The organism is Psychrobacter proteolyticus, from assembly GCF_003350005.1.
GTDB lineage: Bacteria > Pseudomonadota > Gammaproteobacteria > Pseudomonadales > Moraxellaceae > Psychrobacter > Psychrobacter proteolyticus.
Genome location: NZ_QLKS01000009.1, coordinates 1 through 25,647 on the forward strand (window position 1 = coordinate 1; position 25,647 = coordinate 25,647).

The window sequence follows — 25,647 nt, forward strand, 5'->3', positions numbered from 1 at the left end:
GTATTTGAGTATTTGAGTATTTGAGTATTTGAGTATTTGAGTATTTGAGTATTTGTTTAGCTATAACAGCTATCAGCTGACGCGAACACTTAGCTGTAGCTTGTATTTCAGAATAGCTATGCCCAGATTTTAGGAGGCTAGCAATAATCTTACGCTTTTCGGTATCTTTCCTACGCCCTAAATATTTACCTTCTGTCTTAGCATGAGCAATACCTTGCACCTGACGGTTATGTCGATCTTTATAGTCCTTTCTAGCAATAGCAGCGAGCATATCAAGCATCATCGAATTAATGGACTGTAATACGCTGCTCATAAATTCAGTGCTGCTCTCAGATTGAGGCGTCATATATGAGGTCGGTAGCTCTTTTGATACTACCCCAGATTCTTTTCTAATAGCATTCTTTTGAGAGTATCCCAATCAGCTTGGTTTAAACGTGCTAAGCGGTCAATCTGCTCTACCAAAATTATATCGCCTTCATAGGCATCATCGATCACTTACATTAACTGTGGACGTATTAAAGTTGCGCCTGATTCGTTTTCGACATAGAAGGCGGCAATTTTGTGATCATGATCAGTAGCAAACTGTATAAGCTCGTTTTTGGTACGCTTGGCATCTTATTCTTTGGTAGACGCTCGTAGACACGCTCTGATAAACATAAACACGTACAATAGTCTGTTATAAGTAGTTCCATTACAGCAGTCTATTTTAAGTCGTCTATTAATCGGTTTTTGATGCCTTTTAGATGGTTCCCTTGGGGTATACCCTACGATAACAGGAAAGCCATCGCGAATGACAAAACCTGTTTAGCTTTTAAACAAGACGGGTTTGTCGATAGTATGTAAGATAAGTTCGAAAAGTAACTGGAGTGTGAGGCTATTCATACTTGGTCTGAATTAAAGTTTTATTGTGATTAATTTCTGCTCAATGTTATTCATTTGTCGCCATGATGAGTGATGGCGGCTTGTGATTTAGTTAGGAAAAATAATCTTGAGTAATAAGATACGTTTGTGGCATTTGTAGCAGAGCTTGTTCTAGGCTTCTTTACTTACATTTTCCTGCAAGTTCTTTTTTAGTAAATGATCGAATATAAATGGGCCAAAAGGTAAGAGTGAGCCGAGTACGCCCGCAGGTATTGCCCAAAGAGGCATTTTCATTTTGATAGCTGAGCCTATAAGTATTATGATATAGGTAATAAACAACATACCGTGTGCCATACCGATGTATTTCACACCTTCTGGAATGTCCATCATATATTTTAGTGGCATGGCGATGAAGAGCAATAATAAGAAAGAGGTGCCTTCTAGATAGCCTATAAGGGTAAGACTTTTTAACGCTGTCTCTTGTTTTTTTCTAAGGCTGTGAATTTTTTCAATAGTTGGCTGAGCCTGTGACACTGTATTTTCCTTTTGTTATGATCAATAAAGAATTTATGGATTATTCAATGTCTCTATAATAATGGCTCTACGCAGAGCTTTTAAGTATTGAGTTTTAAGACCTAAAATGAGTGAGTACCTATACCAGTCATACATTATCTTCCAGTTCACATTTTATAAACATACTCAAGTATAAAAAGTATGTTTCCGTATAGAGTGACTACGACGCTAGTTCATTTTGTTTGTGATAATCGGCATCAATGTGCTTATTTATTACGCTTACTTTCTAAAAATATCATGTCAATTATAATCAATGCGACACCGACACAGACACCTATATCTGCAACATTGAAAATAGGATAATTCCATACATCAGCATAATGCACATGGATAAAGTCAACCACTTTACCAATTCTTAAACGATCGATTAAGTTGCCAATCGCACCACCAAGCATTAAGGCCAACCCCATAGATAATAGCTTGGCTGCACGTGGCGCTTTGATTAAATAAACCGTTAAAAAGATAGCCATTACAAAAGCTAAGCCTGAGAAAAACCATTTCTGCCAACCGCCAGCGTCGGCTAAAAAGCTAAATGCTGCCCCATAGTTATAAGCGAGTGTCCAGTTGAGAAATGGTTCAATGACCGGTACGGGGTCATTGAACGCTAATGTGGTTTGGGCCAACCACTTAGTCCATTGATCAAGTATTAATACCATTATCGCCAACAAATACCAGATAAAAGCGCGACTGCCATTGGCAACCATTTTTGGCATTTTGTCCAACTTACCTTTAGGTGTTATTGAGTTGCCTGAAGTCACGTACATAGCTTTAGGCGTATGATTCATGGTTTTAGAGTCAATCGATTGATGAGTACTACTCACAGCTATAGGTACTTTATTGTCAGCAATATTAGTACTAGCCGATTCAACGCTATTCAATTTAGTACTATCTAATCTGTCGGTAGATTCAGTCATAGTTGTTTTCTTTATCTATGTTTATACAATGAACAATGTTAAACGTATATGTTTTTGGTATACAATTATTAATCGCGCCACTTTCATAAACGGCTCCACTTACCGCTCTGGTTTTATGAAACTTACGGTAATAATTTTTTATTAGGGAATCTGTTGATTGATTTCAACATTAACCTGAGTCTGTTCAACGCTAATCATTATAGGATTACCCGATAAGTCGCCTGATTCTGCTATGGCATTACCGCTATGACTAATACGAGCAACGACTGCTAACTGAGTTTTGTCACTACGAGCTGAATTTAACGTGCGATCTGGCATCATCGCATCAAGATTACTTAAGCGGATACTAGCCTCACCTTGCTTGATAATACTAATGGGTAAACGTTTGGCGGCAAACGGTGGACCTCCTTTAACGTCACGTATCGCAACAAACAACACATCATCAGCTTTCACTAACGGTAATAAATTAGCGTTAATTTTCACTGTCACGTCAATACCTTCTAGCGCTTGCTTTTCTTGCGTGCTAACGTAGTTGCTTAACTCATCTAAGCTTGCTAAAGCTTTAGTATGATCACCTGGTTTGGCCACAATGCTGCCTTGTAAGCGTTTAATCCAACCTTGCGCTTGGGCAAAGTTACTACTACGAGTCTCACCCATTGCCATGAGCATTTGAGCCCGTTCATGCTGCGGATTCTTAGCTAATATAGCTTGTAATAGACGGCGAATATTGGCGTCTAACTGACCTTCATTAACAAAAAAACTAGTCTGAGCATAAGTAGTAGCAATCTCCTCGTTATCAGGTGCTAAACGATAGGCACGCGATAAGGCTTCTAACGCAGAGTCAGTCGCCTCCATCGATAAGAAAAGTTCAGATAGGCGCATCCAGCGATTAGGATCATCAGCGTTACGATGGACGTTGGTCTGCATAGCGCTAATCAACTGACGACCGTTTTCAGTCGCCCACTTTGGTGGCTTATCAATCTTAGCCGTCAATAGGTCATCAGCCACTTGTCCTACTTTGTCCTCGCTTGTCCACAAATCAAACACGGGCGTACGATTGCCTATTAGTAAGTACGCCATTGCAGCCAATATTGGGATCCAAGCTGCGACAATTAAACGGCTTTTGACATCAGGGGTGACCATAGGTGTTATCTGACGCTGCGCATCTAATAGCTGACGCTCCAGTTCCAGCTTTTGATTTTGATAATGGCTATTATTAATAGTACCGCTGTCTTTATCTGTTTGTAGCTCAGCTAAACGTTCGCGAAATACTGCAACATTAATATCTAGCAGTTGATTGTCTATTGGTTTGGACTGCAAACGCGGTGCTCGTAGCCATGGCATAATAGCAATTAGCGCAAATATAAGAGCAATCAGCAAGCTTAGAGCTACAAATAAGCCAAAAGTAGAAAATAGAGTCATTTTTTGTCCTCTATGCTAGTAATATCGTGGTCGACATTCTCAGCTTGCGATAATAGACGATCAAGCTCAGCCTTTTCCGCAGAGGTCAAGGCAGCAGTACTGTTCACTGTAACGCCGTTTTGGCCACGGGCGACAACTTGGCGGCGTTTACTTTGCCAAAACCAACCAACAATTAAGACGAGCAATAATAGTGGTGGAAAAAACCATAGGATCCATGTCGATGGTCGCATAGGCGGCTTGTAGCTAATAAAGTCACCGTAGCGCTCTTGCATATAGGCGCGTATTTCAGCATCACTACGTCTATCTTTAATTAAATCATAGACTTTTTGCTTTAGATCCTGTGCAATCGGTGCATCAGAGGCTGCAAGGTTTTGATTTTGGCATTTTGGGCAGCGAAACTCTTCTATTAATCCACGATACTGAGCTTCTTGCTGTGGTGAATCAAAATCGTATACGTCAATAGCTGCGTTTGCCGTCATGTTAAGCAGACACGCTAGTATTAAGCTTGCTAGTTTTAAAATTATATTGAGTTTTATTTGAGGAGCTCTTATTCGAGTAACGTTCATTTGCACATCTCCTCAACCTGAATGAGATCAGGACTATCGTTGTTCTTATTAGCCTCATTAAGTACGGTCAGGCACGGCTTAACACGCTGTTGCCAATTGGCTTCATTAATCTCACCAACAATATGCTGACGAATGATGCCATCTCCATCCACAACAAAGGTTTCGGGCGCACCAGTTATGCCTAAGTCTAGAGCAAACTGACCCAATGAATCCTGAATAGACATAGAAAATGGATCACCGCCTTGGTTTAAGTAACTGAGCGCATTACCAATCTCATCCTTATAATTCACACCAACGATATCAATGCCGCGCTCTTCTAGTTGCATTAAAAACGGATGCTCAATAATGCAAGTTGGGCACCACGAGCCCCAAACATTAAGTAAAAACGGCTTATCTGGCAAATTATTATTGGTGATAGTACGGGTAGTATCTGCTAATAACGGCAGCTCAAAGGCAGGAACCGGACGCTCAAGAGCGGTATTGGTCACAATGTCTGTTGGTTTACCTAAGCGCATGTACAATATAACTACCAAACCAAAAAAGAGGATAAGCGGAATTAAGAACCATAGCTTCATCTGCTTTTTTTTCATTGCCTTTGGGTTACGCTGCTTACTGTTTTGGCTATCTTTTTGCTCAGGAGTGTTATTCGACATAGTCATTTATTTCTCCTTTAGTGTCGACATCGTCGATGCTGAGATTGCCTGCTCAATAGCTACCTCATTGACTCCATCAGTAGCCAAACTACCAGTAACTAGCAACGGAGCTTTAACTTTTTTGATGCGGTATCGTTTATCAAGCATACTAATTAATCCACCTAGAGCCATGATAATTGCCCCTAACCAAATCCAGCGAATTAATGGTTTTACATAAATCCTTAATGCCCATTGGTTACTACCATCGGCAATAGGTTCGCCCAGTGCGACATAAACATCGCGCATAAGACTGGGGTCAATAGCGGCTTCAGTCGTTGGCATCGTGCTGATAATATAAGTACGCTTTTCTGGAGTCAGTTTCGCCACTTCACGACCGTCTTTGGATACCACGACTTGCGCTTGCGTTGCATCAAAGTTACTACCCTTTATTTCAAAAAATTCAGTTACTTCAAAATCGTAACCTTGAACATTGACTGTATCGCCAATACCCATTGCTACGTCACGCTCAATACTCAGGCTACTAGTAAAGGCTATGCCAATGACAGCAACCAATACGCCAATATGAGCAGTCTGTTGACCCCAATAGCTCAGACGCAACTGCCGCAAACCGTTAAAAAGATTAGGCGCATTCTTAGTTTTATCTTTAAAATCAACTGCCATCCATAGCAGTGCCCAAAAGCTAACGGCTAAAGTCACACCAATATTAAGCATAGACGATGGATTAACAAAGTAAGTAATAATGGCAGCTAATACTAAGCTACTAACGGCGATGACCATGCCTATACCCAGTAGTGGACGGGTGTCTTTTTTCCAGCGAATATTTGAGCCCATACCCATAGCTATTAATAACAGCCACGTTAAAGGTACAAATAATGCATTAAAATAAGGAGGGCCAACGGACACTTGTCCTAAACCAAAGGCATCAGCGATAATAGGGTAAAGGGTGCCGAGCAGCACCACTAAGGTTGCAATCAAAATGATGGCGTTGTTGATCACTAAAAAGGACTCACGTGAAATCAGCTGATATTGACTTTCAACGGTTAAACGCCAACCTCGAACGGCAAACATTAATAGACCACTACCGATGATAATGCCAAGAATAGCTAAGATAACCAAACCACGCGTCGGATCAGCGGCAAACGAATGCACTGAGGTAAGGACTCCAGAGCGTACCAGGAACGTGCCAAGCAAGCTTAAGGCAAAGGCGAAAATAGCCAGCATAATGGTCCATGCTTTAAACACCCCGCGCTTTTCAGTGACTGCTAATGAATGCAGCAATGCTAAGCCGACAAGCCAAGGCATAAACGAGGCATTCTCTACCGGATCCCAAAACCACCAACCGCCCCAGCCAAGCTCGTAGTAGGCCCACCACGAGCCCAGTGCAATACCAATGGTCAAAAACCCCCAAGCCGCGAGCGCCCATGGACGTGACCAGCGTGTCCAAGCAGCATCTAAACGCCCTTCCCACAATGCCGCCATACAAAATGCAAAAGGTACTACCATACCCACATAGCCCATATATAACATGGGCGGATGAATAATCAGACCGAAATCTTGTAGGACAGGATTTAAATCAGCGCCATCGACCGCTAGATTGGGTAAGGTACGCTCAAACGGTGACGAGGTAAATATCAGCATCGTTAGCATCATTAACTGTACACCGGCCAAAATAACTAATACCCGCGCACGCATTGATAACGGCAAGCCGCGACTAAAGTATGATACCAGTGCACACCATGTGGCCATGATGGTCATCCATAGCAGCAAAGAGCCCTCGTGTCCGCCCCATGTCGCCGATAACTTATAGTACCAAGGCAACAGCGTATTGGAATGCTGCGCGACGTAACTGAGGCTAAAATCATTATAATAAAAACCTGCTATCAAAGCGCCAAATGACGTTATCATGGCGGCAAACTGTGCCCAAGCTAAGCTAGGGGCTAGTCGTTGCCAAGCAACTTGGTTATGAATAACACCAATAGTTGGCAGAATTACCTGCAATAACGCCAATACAAAAGCGGTAAGCAAGGCAAAATAGCCCAATTCTGTAATCAACATACGGTCTAACCTTATTTACTCTAATGCGGTTGCAGTTTACTGTGGCGGTGGAATTTTTATTATTAGAACCCACCCCCGAAATCTGCTGCTATCTCTAGTTTTTAATTGATTTCGAAGGGTTTTATTTAACTACTTTAGGCGGATTTACCAGTGGAGGCGCTCCCTTAAAGCGCAGTAAACGTAACGCATTAAGAGTAACGAGCACTGTTGCTCCAGCATCAGCTAGAACCGCAATCCATAGTCCAGTAATGCCGAATACGGTCGTGATCAGAAAGACGCCTTTGAGACCCAAAGCGAAAATGACGTTCTGATGAATGTTGCGCATGGTGGCACGTGAAAGTGCGATGAGATGAGCCATATCCGTAACACGACTTTTTAATAATGCGATATCGGCCGTCTCAATGGCCACATCGGTACCACCACCCATCGCGATGCCAACATCGGCAGTTGCTAGCGCTGGCGCATCGTTAATACCATCACCAACCATCGCTATTTTGCGGTTGTTCTTCATCTCGTTAAGCAGGCGCAGTTTGTCCTCAGGCAACAGCTCAGCTTCCCATTCCACGTCTAAATTACTGGCAAGTGCTTGAGCGGTTAAGCGGTTGTCGCCTGTTAGCATGACGGAGCGCACACCCATCGCTTTGAGCTGAGCCACACCTTCATGAGCGTCGTCTCGTAATTCGTCTCTTAGCGCGATTAATCCAAGCACTTCACGGTTTTGCTCATCGAAAAGAACAGAGACGGTCTTACCCTCATTTTGCAGCGCCTCAATTTGCGCCTGTTGTGTGGATGAAATCAATGCCTCATCGGCTGCGTAAACAGGCGAACCGATAGCTAGCGCGCGCTCCGCGACAGTTGCGTGTACCGCTTTACCCGCAGTAGCAGAAGCTTTGGAAGCCACAGGTATAACAACTTTAGCGGCTTCAGCATGGCTGACAATGGCTTCAGCAAGTGGGTGACTAGAACCAGTCTCCACACTGGCAAAAAGTGCCAATATCTCATCTTGACCTTGAGAATTCTGACCTTGAATACTTGAGTCCTCTTGTGTAAAGGCAACAACATCGGTCACGCGTGGTTTGCCTTCAGTTAAAGTGCCTGTCTTGTCAAAAGCGACCGTCTTCACTTGGCCGATAGTTTCTAAAGCACTACCGCCTTTGATCAGCAAGCCACGGCGCGCACCAACAGCAAGACCAGAGGCGATGGCAGCGGGTGTTGATAGTACAAGAGCACAGGGACAGGCAATCAGCAACAGTGCTAGACCGCGATACAACCAAGTCGACCAATCTCCACCCATGGCTAACGGTGGAATGATAATAATTAGTGCGGCAATAGCCATCACTGCCGGTGTGTAATAGCGACTGAATTTCTCAATAAAACGGGCAGTGGGTGCTTTGGAGGCTTGGGCTTGCTCTACCAGCTCAATAATGCGCGAAATGGTGTTATCGGCGGCTGTCTTTTCTACGCGCACTTGGAGCACACCATCGATGTTAATTGACCCTGCAAATACATTGTCACCCATCGTCTTGGCAACAGGAACAGACTCTCCCGTCACGGGCGAATCATCAAGGCTGGACGCACCTTGAACAATGGAACCATCAGCAGATACCCTATCTCCAGGACGCACCAGCACAAGGTCATTCACTTGTAATGAAGTCGCTGGAACGTTACGCTGCCCACCTTGAGCATCAAGTAAAATTGCACTTTTCGGAACCAGCGATGATAAGGCTCTGATGCCAGCGCGAGCGCGATCAGCAGCGATACTCTCAAACAGTTCACCGATTGAGAACAAAAAGACAACTGCTGCGGCCTCTTCAGCTTCACCAATGATAAGTGCGCCAAGCACGGCGACGGACATCAGCGTTTCAATTGAAAAGAATGAACCTGTTTTAGCCAGTGCTAAGGCTTTGCGTGCAAATGGAAAAACGCCTACAATCACAGCGATGGCAAACACCCATATCCCATAAGCGGGGAACAGTAGTGACAGTGCATAAGCGCTGCCCATCAAAATACCGAGACCAACAACCTGTTTGCCTTTTTGAGTTTGCCACCACCGCTTATCCTGCGGAGCCATCTGATTGTCGCTGTCAATATCAATAGCCGATACAGTTTGTTGACCAGTATTGGCAGATATACCGAACCCTAGGCTTTTGATGGTTTTTTCAATATCACTAGCCTGAGTCGGCGCATCAGGGGCCAAGCTTAGCTCTAGCGTTTCTGTAGCAAAATTTAGCTCAACATCAGAAACCCCAGGCATACGTTTCAAAGCTGTTTCAATCTTGCCGATGCAACTGGCACAGTCCATACCTTCAATATGATATTTCATAATAATTTACCCTTTGAATAATGGTATTATGAACCCTCTAGTGGCTTTAGAGTCAAGGTTGTCTATCTACAGTTTTGTAAATTTAATTTCTCTAGCGCCAGTCTTTACAGCCACTTTAATTATTTAAATCATAGAGGTTATTATGACAATCAAAATTGGTGAGCTCGCTAAACGCACAGGTGCCACAGTGGAAACCATTCGCTATTACGAAAAGGAGCACTTATTACCTGAGCCTTCTCGCAGCGCAGGGAATTATCGTTTATATAATGAAGAGCACATTGAGCGTCTACAATTTATCCTACACTGCCGTACGCTTGACATGGCTCTAGACGAAGTACGAATCTTACTTGAGTTTTGGGAGGAACCTGATAAAGACTGTGGTGATGTGAGCTCCTTACTAGATAAGCAAATTTATGCTGTAGAAATACGAATGGAAGAACTGATGCACTTAAAGCAGCACTTGACTGTTTTGCGCCAGAAATGTGCAAGTAGTGCACCAGCGGTATCATGTGGGATATTAAAGGCTCTTGCCGATAATTCTTGTCATGAGTAATGATATTAGTAGTGTTCATTTCTGACGGATCAAATCATGAAAGGTTAAATACACCCTGATGTTAAGCACAAAAAAACCCAGCAATGATATTAAGATCACTACTGGGGTTGGAGGAAATAATAACTATGTTGTGCTGACTTATCAGGTCTTATTTATCATTCATAGCAAGGTAGATATTTCGATCTGATGCGGATGCGTCATCCACGTATTTTGAATCACGCCATGTGGTATAAGCATAGACACCACTGTATGGGCTGATGCTGTTCTGACGGAAATCAGAAATCCAGTTTTCGCCATCAAAGATTTGGATATGGCCATGTGGACGCTTTGATGAGCGATCATAGACAATAACATCACCTACTTGGGTTGGCATATCATTACTGATTTTGCTAAAACCTGCTTTATCAAGCGTGCCACGAGTGGCGTACTGATAGGCTGAAGGATTGGGGGTGAACTCATAACCTGCTGATTGTAGTGCTTTACGTACGTAACGGGCACAGTATCCAGAGCTACCAGATAGAGCCACTCGTGAAGCACGAGCAGCAGCGATAGCGGGGGCTGAATTGCTATCAGGAACTGTATTGACTTGCTGCTGTTGTTTTTCAGCGTATAAGCGGCTGTTTAATGATGAAAGCCGACTCTCTTTTTGCTTAGCCTGCGCACTTAGGTTGCTAATAGCTTGACTGATTTCGTCATTACTAGAAACATAAGCACCACTGCTAGTGCTATAGATGTTTTTTGATGAACCGTAGTTTGATGCCACAGAAGTATTGGTGATGGTATTATTTGTTTGAGAGATTGTGATAGCAGCACCACTCGTTTGTGCTATGCCCATACCCAGTACTGACAAAATCAATAAAGCCTGTTTCATAAATCTAATACCTACGGTTAATTCAAAATGGTCTGTTATCAACAACAGCGCAGTCAATTAAATTTCAACAACTCAAGTATATATACGTCATAGTGACTGATACTTCTGCTGCATATTATTCATATAAAAAATGATTATTGGCGATCACAGCATCATTGAAGTCTTACGAAGCTGTTGCAAATCAAGCTGCTGGCCAAAACACAAAGCCGACTTTAGCATAGGCTGTTTAGCCTGTCATCACCCTTAAAAACCCCAAAAATACTTTTTTGATGTTGAAAAAATTGCTAATATTCCACATTTTACAATGTAAGTTTGTGTAACATATACAGAATATAGCTGACTAAATTGACAACAATTTCTACTGTTTTATAAGTAAAAAAACGTCTGAGGGTTAAATCTAAATTACAGATTTAACCCTCAGACGTTTTTTTATTGGATGAAGTAATTACCCTATATAGGGTCTAACTAATTATTAAGATAATATAATAATTTATAATATTAATATAGATGTTAATTCCCTACTGGCTTATGTAATATTACGTAATTGTTTCGATACATCCTGTATATTCTTGTATTAACCCTTAATTATTTATCTATTTTAAGGGTTAATAACCGATAAATCCGCTTACATTGTCATCAAAAGTTACAAATTCAAAGTTGTTTTTGCTTTTAAAGTCGCAATAGCTAATGATTTTTTTGATGAAGAATCATTTTATAAGCAATAGAACAGTCTTATACCTGCCTCATTTACTTTTAACGCTAACACTATAATCAAAGTATTCTTAACTGCTAACACACTATAATTGCTGCTCTACCGATTCAATATCAGCATAAACTTGGGTCGTCCCGTCTTTATTGAGCTGCATAACCTGATAGGGCATGAATTTATTTTGATACTCCATACCTGGGCTACCAACAGGCATGCCAGGTACGGCAAGACCCATAGCTTGTACTGGCGGATTTTCTAAGAACTGCGCCATATACTTAGCAGGTACATGACCTTCAAAGACGTAATCATCAGTAGTGACTACAGTATGGCAAGAACGCATCTCAGTTGGAACGCTGTAGCGCTCTTTAAATACGGCTAAGTCCGCAACATCTTGCGCGGTTGCACTTAGACCATTATCTTCTGCATGACTTATCCATTCTTTACAGCAGCCGCAATTGGCATCTTTATAGACCGTAGCTGAGACGTTTTTTAGTAGGTCTGGTTTACTTACTGACCTTGTCATCATGTGAGCACTTTTAGCGTTTGGTTCATCTTCCTTTAAAGTGATAGCTGTTGCATTTTCGGTTGTTACTGATGTTGTGTTTGCATCAGATACGCCACTACTCGGTTGGCTACAAGCAAATAGTGATGAGGCGGCAAGTAACACCAGCGTACCACGCAACCCCTTAGACAGATGACGATTGAATATAAGACTGGATTTTATTTTTAAGGGGGTCATAGTGCTCTCTCATGTACTGTAAATATTGTGAGCTATAGAAGGTCAAGTAACACTTCATATCGTTTGGTAATGTAGCATAATAACCCATCAAACGGGGTACGTAAATTTATACATTGAGCAGTGCGGACTGGTATCATAAGCAGTTTTTATTTTGAAATGCTGCCTGTAGTATTAACGGGTCTATCTGAGTTTTGGATTTTGATTAAAAATTCAAGGCTCATAATTTTGGATAATTTGCGATGCACCTGTCTACTATTAGTCTACAAAAGCGTTTGAGTACTCACTTAAATCAATTACCGCTATGGCTTACGCTAGTAGCAGCATGGCTTGCAGGGGCTATTTTTTTATTTGCATTATCGCCTTATGGGTTCTGGCCGCTAGCAATAGTGTCACCAGCGATTTTATATGCGCTGTTGGTGCCAAATATGAGTGGTCGTCGCGCTTTTATTATCGGTGAAGCTTACGGTATGGGGCTATGGTGCGTCGGCGGCTTTTGGCTCTATACAGCTATCCATGATTATAGCGATACACCAACGTGGCTCGCATTGATTATGATTGCATTGATGGGTCTCGGTATGGGACTGTTTCATGGATTTTTAGCACTAGCCTTTAACCGTATGGTAGGCAAACAACCCTTTTCATTTGCTGCTCTTTGGGTGCTACAAGAATGGTTAAAAACTTGGTTATTCACAGGCTTTCCGTGGCTGTTTGTTGGTTATGCGTTTACTGAAGAGTATTGGTTATCGTCCTTAGCACCCGTTGCTGGTGTTTTTGCCGTCTCTTTTGTTGCCATACTATTGGCTGCAAGTTTAGTAGAGCTACTGCTTCGGCGCAGTAGTTATGCCGTCGTTTCTGTACTGTTATTAGCCATTAGCACATCATTATGGCTGGTCAATCCGCAATGGACAAAACCTAAGGGCACACCTGATCTGTCAGTGTCATTGATTCAAGGTAATATTTCACAAGATATAAAGTGGCTGACGCAATATCAAGTAGAAACGCTAAAGATTTATGCGAAGTTAACGCGCACTGAGTGGGGACGTGATGTGGTGGTGTGGCCTGAATCATCTATTCCGATGTTTCAGGATGAGGCTGCGGGCTTTATTAGTGAAATGATAGAAATGGCTAATGCGACCAATACGACATGGATAACTGGTATCCCTTATAAGGATAAAGTGGCATTCAATGCCAATACGGATAAGTATCCCCCATTTTACAATAGCGTGATTGCTCGAGGTGTAGAAGCGGAAGGCCTATACAAGAAGCAGCGTCTGGTGCCTTTTGGAGAGTATATTCCATTTGAAGGCGTGCTCGATATTTTCCCAAGTTTGGCCGGTAGTCAGGATATTAAGAGCTATAGTCGTGGTAGTGATCAGCAGTCACCGCTACAGGTGCGTGGACACAATATAGGGACGGCTATCTGTTATGAGGTAGCTTATCCAGATACCACGCGTAAAAATGCAATCGATACTGACTTTTTGTTGACCGTCTCTAACGATGCCTGGTTTGGCACTTCAGCAGGACCATTGCAACATTTGCAAATGGTACAAATGCGCGCTCTTGAGAACGGGCGCTGGTTTATTCGAGCGACCAATACTGGTGTTACCGCTATCATTAACCATAAAGGTCGTATTGTAAAACGCGCACCGCAGTTTGAGCGTACTGTACTACGTGGTGAGATACAGGCACGGGTTGGTAACACTCCCTTTATGCTTATGGGAAATTATCCTATCTTGATAATAATAACCCTGTTATTACTACTAAGCTATTTTGGCCAAGGTCTAACCACACTTAGAAGACGAGGGTAATAGTAAACTTAATCATAATAATTTAATCAGCGTAAGTTTTTTATTTTTTCTAGGTAACGTCCTAACGCACGTAAATATAAAAGTTTTAAACTATTGATCACATAAGAACTGATTGAAAAAATTATGTTGACATAAGGCACGCGCCTCATACTTAAAAAGAGATAGCTATATACGGTCTATCATCTTTTAGTTGATACTTTCATTTAATGCACGCGATTTTTGATTGTCATCTGCCTTAGTACCAAATTCAATAGTTGCATGTTGTATATTCTGATGCGCCAAATCTTCCTTGATGTTTTCTTTCATAGTAATAGTCTCTTCAAACGTTATATCGGTCTTCGGTACAATATGAACTGTAAGAGCATTCTCAGTGGTACTCAAAGCCCAGATATGTAAATGATGAAAGTTTTGAATAAAATTATAGCTCTCTAAGATAGCAGTGATTTTACTGAGATCAACATTTTGAGGTACTCCGTCGATAGCAAGCTTGATACTCTCTTTTAGTAGACCCCAAGTCGATAACAGTATAACGACTGAAATAATCAAGCTAACTAGAGGATCAACGATATTCCAACTTGTATAGTAAATAATAATGCCCGAGATAACGACACCTACAGAGACCAATGCATCTACCATTAGATGCAAGAAAGCACCTTTGACATTAATATCGTCTTTTTGACCTTTGTAGAATGCAAAAGCAGAAACAGTATTTATAAATACACCTATTAGAGCTGTAATAATAATAACTTTTCCTGCAACTTCCGGTATCGTATCAAATCGACCCAAGGCCTCATACGCAATACCTATAACGATTGTAACTAACAATATGGCGTTAATAAGAGACGCCATTATAGAAGCTTTTTTGTAGCCATAGGTATAAAGCGTAGTAGATGCTTTCTGTGCTAATTTCATTCCAATTAACGAGATTATTAAACTGGCAACATCACTTAAGTTGTGGCTAGCGTCTGCGATTAAAGCTAATGAATTAGTTGAGTAGCCCACTATAAACTCGATGAGCGTAAATGCAGAATTTAGACCAATCCCAATATAAAAAGCTTTATTCATATTTTTAGGGTCTGGAGCTTGATGACTGTGGTTATCTGAATTACTCATAATTTACCCTTGTTTAGGTTGCTGCATTTTATTAAAGGTAGAAAATAAGTTTATTGCATATTTTCTATATTGCACAGTCAATATTGCTCTAATACCGTAGACCCACTTATTTTTATCAATAAACTGAGCCACAACTTGATTGTGTGTCCTATCTCTCCTTGGGCGAAAAAAGCGGATTTTACTGTAATCTAACTGGCTTACGTAAGCTTCTTGTTCTCATGTTCAAGCTCTTTAGTATGTGTAGCTTAGTCTTGAATGTTGGTTAGTATAGTTTCATTAGTGTGCTTTTTATGACATGACCACATAAAGGTGTAATCGTTTAATGCTTCAATCAGCATACGAACGGCGCGTTCTTTAATCTCAGGAGTGTAGGTTTGTCTTTTCATTATCGTATTCTCTCAGAAAGATGATTTACCGCTTCTTAACAGCGCGTGTAAAACCTTGCATCTGACGACTAAGCCGGTCTTCATAGTAAACTATCCCAGTATTGTCAGAAACTTAACGTCTTGTGAGGATGTACTAAGTGCTAACTTCAAAATAATTGAAATGCTTACGCTAAATGACGACAAGAAAAGCCTAAGCAATCTAACGAAGAATCAGATATTAAAAACCTAATCTGTATGACAAATAAAAAAATGCCTCTGGGAGTTGACTCCCAGAGGCATTTAGTTTTAAATGTAGATAACGGTTACAGTGTGTTGACGCACCCTGTAACGAACAAATAAGCACACAGACTGCGTTATTTGAACAGCATTAAATGCCCGTATAGGTGCATTTTATCCAAAATCTGCTTTCATATCAACTCTATTTGCTATACATTTTAAAAACTGCTTGTTCGCTCGTTACATTTTCGTGCTGCTCTCTCTGTACCCGTTACCCGTCAAATGGGTGGCAGGCCTCGGTGACGACTGCGTTTGACATAAGGGTGAGCTCCCTACAGGGGTGACTAGACAAAGGATCAGAGCAACGCAATGAGTGGTTACTTGTGCATATCGTAGCGGTATATTGGGCGAACGCCCTTGCTAGCGTATGACAGCACAGTAGCGGTTATGAGCGTGTCTAGGCGGTGCTATCAGCCGTAATCATAACAGCCGTAGCTTGATACAGTGATACGGTCTTGATGACGCGATGGGCGATGAAGTCGGCATGACTAATCACATCAAATTCAAGGAATGCACTAAAGTGTTTGTGAGTATTTTTATTATACTCATAATTGCTTTAGGGTGAGTGTTCCTTGAAATCTGCTCAAGGCTCCAAAATCAGCATAAATTCACTTAGGCTAATTTAAGTAGTATATAGCCCACTAGGCTATATACTATGAGAGTTCAGAGAAAAATTTAGAATATTTATTATACAACCATCATTTATTCAGTGAGTCGATATTGTCATGGTGGATTCATAAGCTTAGTGTGAATAGAACGGGATTGACTTATTTATTGTTAATTGTCTCTCGCATCTTTTCAATCTCTGCAGTCAATGAGCTACTCTTTTCCTGTTCTGATTGATAGTTAATTGAAAGCTCATCATACTGCTCACTCAATGCAGTGTGCTCAGTACTAAGCAAAGTTCTCTCATGATTTAACGTGTCGTGTTGCTTAATCAGTAGCTGATGATCTGCTTCAATCTTAGCTTGCTTTTGAGTAAGCTGCTCATTAATCCCTGATAACTTATCACGTTCAGCGATTATGGCCTTTAACTCTCCTTTCACTTCTGCTGTAAGATTCGTTATCTCGTTGCGCTCAATAACGACTGTCTTTAGCTCATCCTTAGTTGCTGTCAGTTCTGTTTGCAGACGCGCGATCTCTGCTTTATCGCTATTAGCAGTGGCTTCAAGCGTGGCCACCTTCGATATGTTGGCACTCAGCTCTTTTGATTGCTGATCAAAACTGCTACGCAGGTCACCAAGTTGGGCCTGAGCTGCCACTGTTTTAGCTCGTTCAAGTTCTAGCTGGTGCTGAGTATCGCTGAGTGTCTGTGTCAGCACATCCCGTTCAGCAGTCACTTGAGCCGCGGTGATAGCCGTTGCCTCTGCAGTTGCTGTGACCTCATCGAGCTGTTCTAACAAATCAGCCTGCTCACTCTCTAGGGTCTTAACCGCTTCTTGAGCCTCATCTGTCTCAGCTTGCGACTTGGCCTTAATACTCTCTAGAGCCTCCCGTTCTTTAACCAGACGATCATTGGCAATATCAATGGCCGTCTGCCACATATCCGCACCAAGCGTTTGTAAGCGTTCAGTGATACCACTTGGTAGCTCAACCTGTCTTAGCTGCTCTTCTTGTTGGTTATCCTGACGCCAAGACTTCATAGCTTCACTGATGGTCGTGAATGATCCACCACCCAGCGCCTTACGCACTTCGGCTAAAGTAGGTTTGATACCTTGTTCGTGCAGTTGATCAGCAATAGCATGAATTTGCTGTGTAGTAATGGCCATAATTATTGTCCTTAATTTTGTATGAGTAAATATGTAGCGTTTGTAGTATTTTTTATATAGTATAATACAATATACAACATACTACAATATAAGGCTTAAAAAAACCTCAAGTAATCTTGAGGTCACAATCATTAGATTAGGGCTAACGATCAGTTAAGTACTCTTCTAGCGCATTACTATCATTTATTAATGATTAGCGCCTGTTTGCTTGGTTTTATCCTTAAATTTGGCAATGATACTGGCCTCAGTAAAGAACGCTTATGGTTTAATACTGCCACGGCTAACACCTGACCAGTCGGTGACTTCTGGAATGTCTGATAGATCAATGTCGTCATCATTAAGCGTTGCTAAATGCTCTAAATCTACTTGTTGCTTGGCCGTTAGTGGTGGTAGCTCGTCTATTTGATAACTAACTTTGTTCACACTGGCTCCCTTTCATTTTTTTGACACGTCTAGCTGAGATAATGCGTATAACCTCACCATTATCTATTTCTGTTTGCGTATGGGCTACCAATAGGACGGCGGTACCGTCTACTGTACCCAGCGCTTGCCACTGCTTTTCATCATTTTCATACCTGTCTTGCTGACGCAGGCATAAAAGGTCTAGAAAAACTCGGGCGGCTGCCTCAAATAATAAACGGTGCTTACGCTGATTGGTGTTTTTTTTGTTCATCCCATTCAAATCTAATACTTATCTGTTCTCTCTGTCAGTATGCTCTTTATAGATTAGCAATTCATCTTGACTGACAGCTGTTACTTTCTGGTATTCAAAAGATAGCGGTACTTGATTGGTTTGCGCCACTTGGGTCAAGAACAATTTAATCGCTTGAGACGGCGTTAGACCATAGCTTTCAAACACGGCAAAAGCATTTTCTTTTAGCTCTTGATCGAGCCTGATATTATAATTAGTTGTCGTCATGGCATTACAAATGGCTTATCTGTGTACATATAATATAAACCATTTGTATAGACAGTACCAGATTAATCACTCTTTTTTCTTTGCTATGATTTTTGCTTAGGGAACGTATAACCTACCGCCAGCAAATGCTTTTTATGGGTCTTTAAAAAAGCTTCATCTCTTAATTGAGTGTGTAACCAGCTGATCACTTCTTGGGTACTTTTTCCTGAAGGCGCATAGCTACCAAATGGGGCATAGTTAGCCAATAGAGGCGCAAAACGGTCGATCTGTTTGACTGTTAAGGATGGTATATCTCTATTCTCATTATTCTGATTTAAGTCCTCCAGACTTTTTTTCTTGGTGGGCTTAGCTTTTACATTAAATTTTAGTCCTGTGACGGTACGACCACGTTTGACGTTTTCATAGGTGATTTTAATATCTGACTTTTCTGTTATTTCTTCAACGCTTGGGTTGATGACTCGACTTTTTAGGTTGTTAATACGTTCGTAAGATTTAGAAAGAGCTAGCTCCTCTCTAATTTCTTCAAGTGACATTGTCCACGAGCTCATTGCCTCATGTTTTTTGGCCAGATGGTATATATCTATTGAATATTCACCCTTCAGTTTAAGTACATCTTCTTTTTTATATTTAGTGAATGGATTATTTTCATCAAAAACCTTCAACATCAGTAGCACTTCATCTGTAAAACATAGAGACACATAGCCATCTTCATATATTGATCTGATGACCCACTGTACATTGACACGGCTACCGCGTTCATTTCTATAGCTAAAAAATCGCCTCATCATCGTTTCACTAGCATCTTTTAATTGAGTATAAGCAGAATCCACTTGAATGTTGCAAGCCTCTGCAAATGCTTTCGCGGTTATCTCTATAGTGTCTTTTTCAGTGGCATCTATCAAACGCACTACTGAACTAGCAAGCAACAGCAACCGTTTTTCATCAAGTGTCATTTCATAAAACGCTTGTAGAATACGATTTTGCATAACAACCCAATTTGCAGGGTATTTCTTCTCATATAAACCAACTTGGTTAGTCATATCTACGCCTTAATACTCAAATCTATCTAATTGTAGCATAATACCTGCTGATTGTAGCTTTTAACCTAGCTGATTGTAGCTTTTAACCTAGCTGATTGTAGCATTAACCTAGCTGATTGTAGCTTTATAGATCTTGAAGCCCTTAACTGGTAAGGTCTGAGAGCTTCCTAAAAGTCTTTAAAAATCTTTAAAAGTAAAAAATATGTTTTTATATTAAATAATAGGAAAAAAGCTCAAGAACTGACGGATTTGAGATGATAATATGAGCGACCAATCACTTATAGAACTGTTCAGTAGCTCAAAACGCTATGGTCAATTTACTCGGTATCAATCTTTATTCTCATAGTTCGGATTAAGCTTTGATCTTTGAAAATCTTCAAAAGCACGGTCAAAGATATTTTGAATGTCTTCATCTGTCATTCTGGCCAACGCTGTTTTCATACTCTCAGTATCAGTCTCATTTTTTGTAGATAACTTGTCTTCATTTTCAATAGTCATTATCGACACCTCTGTAAACACATCTTAAAGCATTGCTAAAACGCATAAATAATACTCTTATATGCGTTCTACGCTCTGTTCGATACGATGGTAGCTAAAGCTATTTTAAAACGCTTAAAACAGCTAAAAATCGTCTTCTAGCATTTCGCTAATTAGAAGACGATTCAGTTGTACTGATGAATAGGCTATTGCTAACAGTAACAGTTATTGAGCTGCTGAATCGTCATCAAACAATGAACCGTACTCACTATCTTGATTGTCTTCATGTGAAGTAAAACTGCTTGATACCATCTTAGCCTCACCTTGCATCTTATGAGCAATTGACTTTAAAAACTCACGGTGCTTTTTCAAACGGACATATTTTTCATTATCGTGTGCATCTAAAAAAATAGCTTGCAGTTCATGATTGTCATCATCGTCTAATGCGTTGGCCAACCACTCCCCCAATATTTTATGTGCTTCAAGCCTGTCCTGATCAATCTCTTTTTTAAGAGCCTGTAATTGCTTAATCTTATTTGCAAATAAATCATCTGATATTACTGACATTACCTCATCCTTTTTTTAGCCAACTATGATAGAGTTGATCCTAGCAGTACATATACAGGTATGCAAGGTAGTAAAATACACAAGACCACTTCGTTTCGTGGGCGCAGTAGTATTTTAACCCTCTGTTAAGAGCGAACTTAGGAGTTTATGTAAAAAAGGCCCACAAGGGGCGCTATTTTTTTTACATAAACTCCGTCGTCCGGCAGGGGGCGAACCCCCTACAACCCCCAAAAAATCATCACTCAATATTGGGTTTTTTTGCTATGAATAATAAAGGTTTTCATCTGTCGGTTAGCGCCGTTAGTAAGGCGAAAAATCATAGCGTGGTGGCAAAGTCGGCTTATAATTCTGGCTCAAAACTGGTTGATGGGCAGTCAGGAGTCGTCCACGATTATACCAGTAAAGCTAAAGATAAAATCTTAAACTTAGTGGACAGTGATGGCACTAAATATACGCAAGTTATTGAGAAAAATGTGGTGCATATGGCGTTGATAACGCCAACTCTTGCTGGGGATCTAGCAGTGACACGTGAGGGTTTTTGGAATGATATCGAACGCATTGAGACTCGTAAAAACGCGCAATTGGGTACTGAGATTGATGTGATGTTTCCTGATGGGATCACCGCTGATCAGCGTATAGTTCTGGCCGAGCGCTACGCTCAAACCTTATCTGATCGTTATAACGTGCTTGTCGATGTGGCCATTCATCGGCCCCACAGTCACGAGAAACATGTGGGGGAGGTTGAAGTGGTTGAGCTGACCAGTCGTAATTTTCATGCCCATATTTTACTCTCAAGCCGTGAGATAGTAGCGGATGTTGAGGGTTATGCTTTATCAGCACGCAAGAATTGGCTGCAGTGGTCAACGGAGGAGCGTTTATCTAAGGGGTTAAACGGGCGCGGCGATGAGCTTAAATATCAACGCACCCTTTGGGCGGATATGGCCAATAAGCTACTGCCTGAGAATAAAACCATTAGTGAGAAATCCTACCGTGAGCTGGGCATCAGTCTTTTACCAAAAATGAAACTGGGCAAGTCATTGTATAAGGATATTCTCAAAGGCAATCGTTCAGTGATTCATGAGTACAACGAGACGATTGATGAGATCAATGCTTACATTGAAAAAAATGGTCTGGTAATTGAGTATGACGACAAGGGACGTATTGACCTAGAAAGCAATGAGCAAGAGGTTAACGGCGTCACAGTACATTATAAAAAGCGTAAGCCCTTTGCGCGAATTGAGCTCAGTAATATCCGCTTTGTAGATCCTGCCGCTGAACTTGAACCCGCTATCCCTAAAAATAACAGTCAGACGCATAGTGATGTGGCCAATGATCACGCACTTGATGAGCTTTTAGCAATTTCAGCCGACTTTGTGAGTCAAAAAAAGATGGTACGCAGCGCCTTATTTTCAACCATTGATGCGCTGTATGAAGAGTTAGCGCTTCAGTCTAAACAGATTATTACCATTGATAAAAACATTAAGAGTACCCAGCGGTTCACCAAGGAGGTGGGACAGGATTTTAGCGAGCCCCGCCAAAAAATGATTGAGCTTGCCCGGAAAATACATACGAAAGAGCAAAGCGAGGCACTAAAGACGGCTTTAGCGTCGGTTGATCAGTTTAGACAAGATGACACCCTACAAACAGGCCGCGCTGTTAGCCGCCTTGAAGAGCAGCTGTCACAGATTGATAAAACGGTGCTGAACAATAAAGCGGTTTTAAAAAATCTTATTCCCCTTAACAATCGAGTTATTGATGATCATAAGGCGCTAAAGGCCACCTTAAAACCGTTTGCCGCAACGCTGAATAAGCTGGCTACTGACTTTAAAGCGCTTGATGAGATTGATATTGAAAAAACTGAGCTGCAGCGGCACTGGCGGGAGACGTTTGAGGATTTGCAGGCGATCGAGATAACGAGCAACCTTGACACCTATCATAAGTTCGCGGCACTGGCAGATCTTGATGTTGAGCGTTTTAAAGCGCTTGAGCAAGAGCGTGAGGCGCTGCGTGCTCTTAAAGCGGTAGAGATAGATGATACCGCTGAGGCACGTTTGAAGATGCTTGTATCTGATGTAAAGACATTTAAAACCGCCAATAATGAAGACATCAAACAATTAAAGCTGCAAATCAATACCAGTCAAAAAACCTATCAGCGCCTATCGCCGTTTTATGAGCAGCGTATTGCCCTTCTTGATCAAAGTGAAGCGGTGATTGTGCAAGATGATGACTTATACGATGAGATTACCCGTACCAAGACCACTCAATTGAACGCAGATCGGCTTGATGACTGGCGCAACCGTACGATGAGGCTTCAGTACCAGCTCAACAAAGCACATGAGCAAGCAGAGCTTAAGAAAAAGGCTGAGCGTGCACGAGAGGAAGCAGAGAAGCGGCGGCAAGAAAAACAACAAAAAGAGCAAGATGCTACTGCCCTTGCGCGTACCCGACAGGCAGAAGTCAAGGCGTATCAGAGCAGGTTTGATAATATGCTGGTACGGGTTAAAGACCGTATTGATAAGATCGACTTTAAAGCGATTGATACTACTGCCACTGTGATAGAGGTGGCTGAAAAGTTAGCTGCTGAGGCCCTCGTTTTAAAAACGCTTCAGCATACTGATAACGTCACCGCGTTGCAAAAGCGTTTGCGAGACACGGATGCAGAACGGGTGACGATAGACAGAGATACATCGGTACAGACACTATTACAAGCGCTCGGCACGCTTCCTAGCGACCGTCATAAAATTGATACTATAAACGCGCTTAATGAGCGTTTTGAGCAGGTTCCTGACATCCGCGTGGGCACGCAAAATTTAGCGCAAATCTTGGCCGCACAAGTGCTGGATATAGACAAGGCTATTCAAGAAAAAGCGCGCCATTACTCGTCACCACGCCCATTTTAGTTGTGATGATTACAATAATGAGTACTTACTATGAATAAAAATGACCGCACTGAGCAAGACATACACGATCAACTTGTTAACCTAGTGACTTCATTGACTCCGGTCATTGGGGCCTTGCGTGAGCTGATTAAGCGAGCCGATGATGCGGTAGCGAGGCGGCTTGAGCGTTCGCTTAGCGGTATTGATAGCAAGGTGAATGAGGTGTCTTCTGCCATTGAAGAATTAGGTAGTAGCGCAAGCACGACTTCGCAGGCATTGAGTCAGTATCAAGAACTCGTGTTAAAGCAGCTACAAGCGGCAGTGACTGCTTTTACTGACAATGATATGCCGCGTCGTTATGATGACAAAATAGCAGGCATCATCACCGATATGAAACAGCAGATTGATACGGCTGTAGAGTCGGTCGTCACTGCTAAAAACGACAGCATAGAGGTACAAGTGAGTACCATGCAAGCGGTGGCTGACAAGCTTGGCGCAGGCGCTGACAATCTAGCCCTATTCACCAATCAGTACCAAGCTGGTCATAAGCAGATTATTGAAGATATTGAGACCTTTGAGACCACCACCAAAACGCGGATTGAACAGGTTGAGGGTAGAGCTAGTAAAGACTTGGACAAAATTCATAAGTCCATTGAGACTATGAGTATTAAAAGGATTGCAGCCGCTGTCGCAGCGGGTACGATGGCTGTGATAATAAGTTTGGTGGCCCTGGTATTTTGGTATGTGCCAAGCTTTGATGAGATTGCAGAGATGAGATACCAGCAAGCAGAGCTACAGCGCGGCATCGATGAGCTTGAAACGGGGTGGAAGCAGGCATTTGATAACGCTCAAAGTCAGCAGATTATTTTGGCTTGTGATGTTAATGAAGCGCAGCCTGATGCAATCAGCTGGTGCGTTAGAGCAGACAGTAAAAGTGTTTTGAGAGATGAGAGAGGCTTTGTTTATTATAAAATAGCTGGGGTGCCGCGTGCAGAGCCGACTGAGTAAAGGCATATGGTAATAGTAAGCCATATTGCCCAAAAGTGCGTCTTCTGAGACATATAAGACTGAAAAAAGCTTGTTTGATTGTCGTTATCTTTGTCTATATCAAAAAGCCAGATAATGACACTTTATCTGGCTTTAAGGGTTATTGTTTCTTGTTAAACAAGTTGTCTGTAAATATAAGCTAAAGCCATTACGCTGCTTGGTCAGTGTGAGCTGTGACCAACTCTATAAAAGCAGTTTCAAGGGTGCTTAACGCATGATCGTCAACGATAAGACCGTCATCTAGCTGTCGTTGCACCCAGACATAAACCGCTTCATCATTATAAAGAATGGGGTCAACACCAAGTAGGGTTGCCAGCTGTACGCCTTGCTGTATTTGTAAGCTTAATAACAGCTGAGAGGCTAACGTTTTAGTCTGTTCACTAAACCATGTGCAGCTATTGAGCCGAGATAGATTGTTATTCATTGGTATTCTCCTATAGACCATTATATACATATAATAAATAAAATGACTTACTACAGGTCAAATTATACCTATATTTTAATCTATTGCAAGAGAAAATAACCTTCTGTAGGTCTTTTTATTCGTTTAAAGACAATCACAGCTCATGACAACGTTATTTATGCTGGTGACTCACTGCTGTCCTCATTTATGATTTCGTATAAATCACCAACATTGATTCTAAGATAAGTACATAAAGACTCGATGACATCTAGATCAACGCGGGTGGCTTCTTCATGATACATGCGAGTAATGGTGCCACGATTGATGCCAGTATCTCTTGAGATATCGGCAATTTTAAGGCGTCTTTCACCCATGATGGTCGATAAGTGACACTTCACCATAGTGGTTCCCTCATTCATATTAGTGGTTTTTGATTGGTGAGCGGATTATAACGAATATGAGCGGCTAAAGTATTGCTTTTAGTAGCTCATATTGATACTTGATAGCTACACTTTATATGTTAGCAGTCAGTTTACTGGGGCATCTCAGTCTTTGACAAATTTATGCAGTTTTATGAATATTATTCACATAGAAATTCAGTCGATATCAAAGATATAGTTATTTTTTAAAAATGTTGCTATTCATCTAACTATTGAGTAAAGTCTTAATAATACTCAAATACTCAAATACTCAAATACTCAAATACTCAAATACTCAAATACTC

Annotated in this window: 23 protein-coding genes and 1 pseudogene; 4 read left to right on the top strand and 20 right to left on the bottom strand. The window is 41.5% G+C overall.

The window, feature by feature from the left end:
• The 8 genes and pseudogenes from DXK30_RS12980 to DXK30_RS12295 form a co-directional block, all read right to left on the bottom strand.
• A pseudogene (locus tag DXK30_RS12980) lies at positions 1-346 on the bottom strand (hypothetical protein); the annotation flags it as partial.
• A gap of 686 nt (positions 347-1,032) precedes the next feature.
• Positions 1,033-1,365: a DUF3817 domain-containing protein gene (locus DXK30_RS12265; protein WP_131603940.1), complete on the bottom strand. Its 333-nt coding sequence runs from the start codon at positions 1,363-1,365 to the stop codon at positions 1,033-1,035.
• Between the two features lie 275 nt (positions 1,366-1,640).
• Positions 1,641-2,348: a signal peptidase II gene (lspA, locus tag DXK30_RS12270; RefSeq protein ID WP_114701927.1), complete on the bottom strand. Its 708-nt coding sequence runs from the start codon at positions 2,346-2,348 to the stop codon at positions 1,641-1,643.
• A 141-nt stretch (positions 2,349-2,489) separates the two neighbouring features.
• Complete coding sequence (gene ccmI / locus DXK30_RS12275; RefSeq protein WP_114701928.1) at positions 2,490-3,770, bottom strand: c-type cytochrome biogenesis protein CcmI; 1,281 nt, start codon at positions 3,768-3,770, stop codon at positions 2,490-2,492.
• Positions 3,767-4,249 (bottom strand): cytochrome c-type biogenesis protein, encoded by a 483-nt coding sequence (locus tag DXK30_RS12280; protein WP_371532842.1) that lies wholly within the window; start codon positions 4,247-4,249, stop codon positions 3,767-3,769. The genes ccmI and DXK30_RS12280 overlap by 4 nt, the downstream gene beginning before the upstream one ends.
• Positions 4,250-4,332: 83 nt before the next feature.
• Positions 4,333-4,995 (bottom strand): DsbE family thiol:disulfide interchange protein, encoded by a 663-nt coding sequence (locus DXK30_RS12285; RefSeq protein ID WP_114701929.1) that lies wholly within the window; start codon positions 4,993-4,995, stop codon positions 4,333-4,335.
• Entirely contained in the window at positions 4,996-7,044 is a 2,049-nt protein-coding gene (locus DXK30_RS12290; protein ID WP_114701930.1) for a heme lyase CcmF/NrfE family subunit, read from the bottom strand. It lies immediately after the preceding gene.
• Positions 7,045-7,165: 121 nt separating this feature from the next.
• Positions 7,166-9,367: a heavy metal translocating P-type ATPase gene (locus tag DXK30_RS12295; protein WP_114701931.1), complete on the bottom strand. Its 2,202-nt coding sequence runs from the start codon at positions 9,365-9,367 to the stop codon at positions 7,166-7,168.
• A 142-nt stretch (positions 9,368-9,509) separates the two neighbouring features.
• On the opposite strand from DXK30_RS12295, the gene cadR reads away from it, so the two are divergent.
• On the top strand, positions 9,510-9,920 hold the full coding sequence (gene cadR / locus DXK30_RS12300; RefSeq protein ID WP_011513679.1) for a Cd(II)/Pb(II)-responsive transcriptional regulator: 411 nt from the start codon (positions 9,510-9,512) through the stop codon (positions 9,918-9,920).
• Between the two features lie 148 nt (positions 9,921-10,068).
• On the opposite strand, the gene DXK30_RS12305 is transcribed toward cadR, so the two are convergent.
• Positions 10,069-10,791: a CHAP domain-containing protein gene (locus DXK30_RS12305; protein WP_011513678.1), complete on the bottom strand. Its 723-nt coding sequence runs from the start codon at positions 10,789-10,791 to the stop codon at positions 10,069-10,071.
• A gap of 797 nt (positions 10,792-11,588) precedes the next feature.
• A complete protein-coding gene (locus tag DXK30_RS12310; RefSeq protein ID WP_011513677.1) occupies positions 11,589-12,239 on the bottom strand; it encodes a DUF411 domain-containing protein in 651 nt (216 codons plus the stop codon).
• Between the two features lie 239 nt (positions 12,240-12,478).
• Between DXK30_RS12310 and lnt the strand changes: the two genes are divergently transcribed.
• Positions 12,479-14,047: an apolipoprotein N-acyltransferase gene (lnt, locus tag DXK30_RS12315; RefSeq protein WP_114701932.1), complete on the top strand. Its 1,569-nt coding sequence runs from the start codon at positions 12,479-12,481 to the stop codon at positions 14,045-14,047.
• Positions 14,048-14,233: 186 nt separating this feature from the next.
• Here lnt and DXK30_RS12320 read toward each other — a convergent pair whose 3' ends face one another.
• The 8 genes from DXK30_RS12320 to DXK30_RS12345 form a co-directional block, all read right to left on the bottom strand.
• Positions 14,234-15,160: a cation diffusion facilitator family transporter gene (locus DXK30_RS12320; RefSeq protein ID WP_114701933.1), complete on the bottom strand. Its 927-nt coding sequence runs from the start codon at positions 15,158-15,160 to the stop codon at positions 14,234-14,236.
• A 1,429-nt stretch (positions 15,161-16,589) separates the two neighbouring features.
• Positions 16,590-17,591, bottom strand: coding sequence for a DNA-binding protein (locus DXK30_RS12325; RefSeq protein ID WP_114701934.1), 1,002 nt, complete (start codon positions 17,589-17,591; stop codon positions 16,590-16,592).
• A gap of 258 nt (positions 17,592-17,849) precedes the next feature.
• Complete coding sequence (locus DXK30_RS12740; RefSeq protein WP_156410068.1) at positions 17,850-18,014, bottom strand: hypothetical protein; 165 nt, start codon at positions 18,012-18,014, stop codon at positions 17,850-17,852.
• Positions 18,001-18,264: a BrnT family toxin gene (locus DXK30_RS12330; protein ID WP_226949371.1), complete on the bottom strand. Its 264-nt coding sequence runs from the start codon at positions 18,262-18,264 to the stop codon at positions 18,001-18,003. Before DXK30_RS12330 ends, DXK30_RS12740 begins: the two co-directional genes overlap by 14 nt.
• An 18-nt stretch (positions 18,265-18,282) precedes the next feature.
• The gene (locus DXK30_RS12335) at positions 18,283-18,510 is read right to left on the bottom strand and encodes a type II toxin-antitoxin system RelB/DinJ family antitoxin (RefSeq protein WP_114701935.1); all 228 of its coding nucleotides are present in this window, start codon (positions 18,508-18,510) and stop codon (positions 18,283-18,285) included.
• Positions 18,511-18,593: 83 nt separating this feature from the next.
• On the bottom strand, positions 18,594-19,550 hold the full coding sequence (locus DXK30_RS12340; RefSeq protein ID WP_058368520.1) for a replication initiation protein: 957 nt from the start codon (positions 19,548-19,550) through the stop codon (positions 18,594-18,596).
• Between the two features lie 327 nt (positions 19,551-19,877).
• The gene (locus DXK30_RS12745; protein WP_162799535.1) at positions 19,878-20,048 is read right to left on the bottom strand and encodes a hypothetical protein; all 171 of its coding nucleotides are present in this window, start codon (positions 20,046-20,048) and stop codon (positions 19,878-19,880) included.
• A 204-nt stretch (positions 20,049-20,252) separates the two neighbouring features.
• Positions 20,253-20,594: a hypothetical protein gene (locus tag DXK30_RS12345; RefSeq protein ID WP_114701936.1), complete on the bottom strand. Its 342-nt coding sequence runs from the start codon at positions 20,592-20,594 to the stop codon at positions 20,253-20,255.
• A 263-nt stretch (positions 20,595-20,857) separates the two neighbouring features.
• On the opposite strand from DXK30_RS12345, the gene DXK30_RS12350 reads away from it, so the two are divergent.
• Positions 20,858-23,494 (top strand): MobA/MobL family protein, encoded by a 2,637-nt coding sequence (locus DXK30_RS12350; RefSeq protein WP_114701937.1) that lies wholly within the window; start codon positions 20,858-20,860, stop codon positions 23,492-23,494.
• A gap of 30 nt (positions 23,495-23,524) precedes the next feature.
• Complete coding sequence (locus DXK30_RS12355) at positions 23,525-24,481, top strand: hypothetical protein (protein ID WP_114701938.1); 957 nt, start codon at positions 23,525-23,527, stop codon at positions 24,479-24,481.
• A 187-nt stretch (positions 24,482-24,668) separates the two neighbouring features.
• On the opposite strand, the gene DXK30_RS12360 is transcribed toward DXK30_RS12355, so the two are convergent.
• Positions 24,669-24,944, bottom strand: coding sequence for a hypothetical protein (locus DXK30_RS12360; RefSeq protein WP_095570655.1), 276 nt, complete (start codon positions 24,942-24,944; stop codon positions 24,669-24,671).
• A 155-nt stretch (positions 24,945-25,099) separates the two neighbouring features.
• Positions 25,100-25,324 carry a helix-turn-helix domain-containing protein gene (locus DXK30_RS12365; protein WP_057758779.1) on the bottom strand — a complete coding sequence of 75 codons (225 nt, stop codon included), beginning with the start codon at positions 25,322-25,324 and terminating at the stop codon, positions 25,100-25,102.
• Positions 25,325-25,647: the final 323 nt, after the last annotated feature.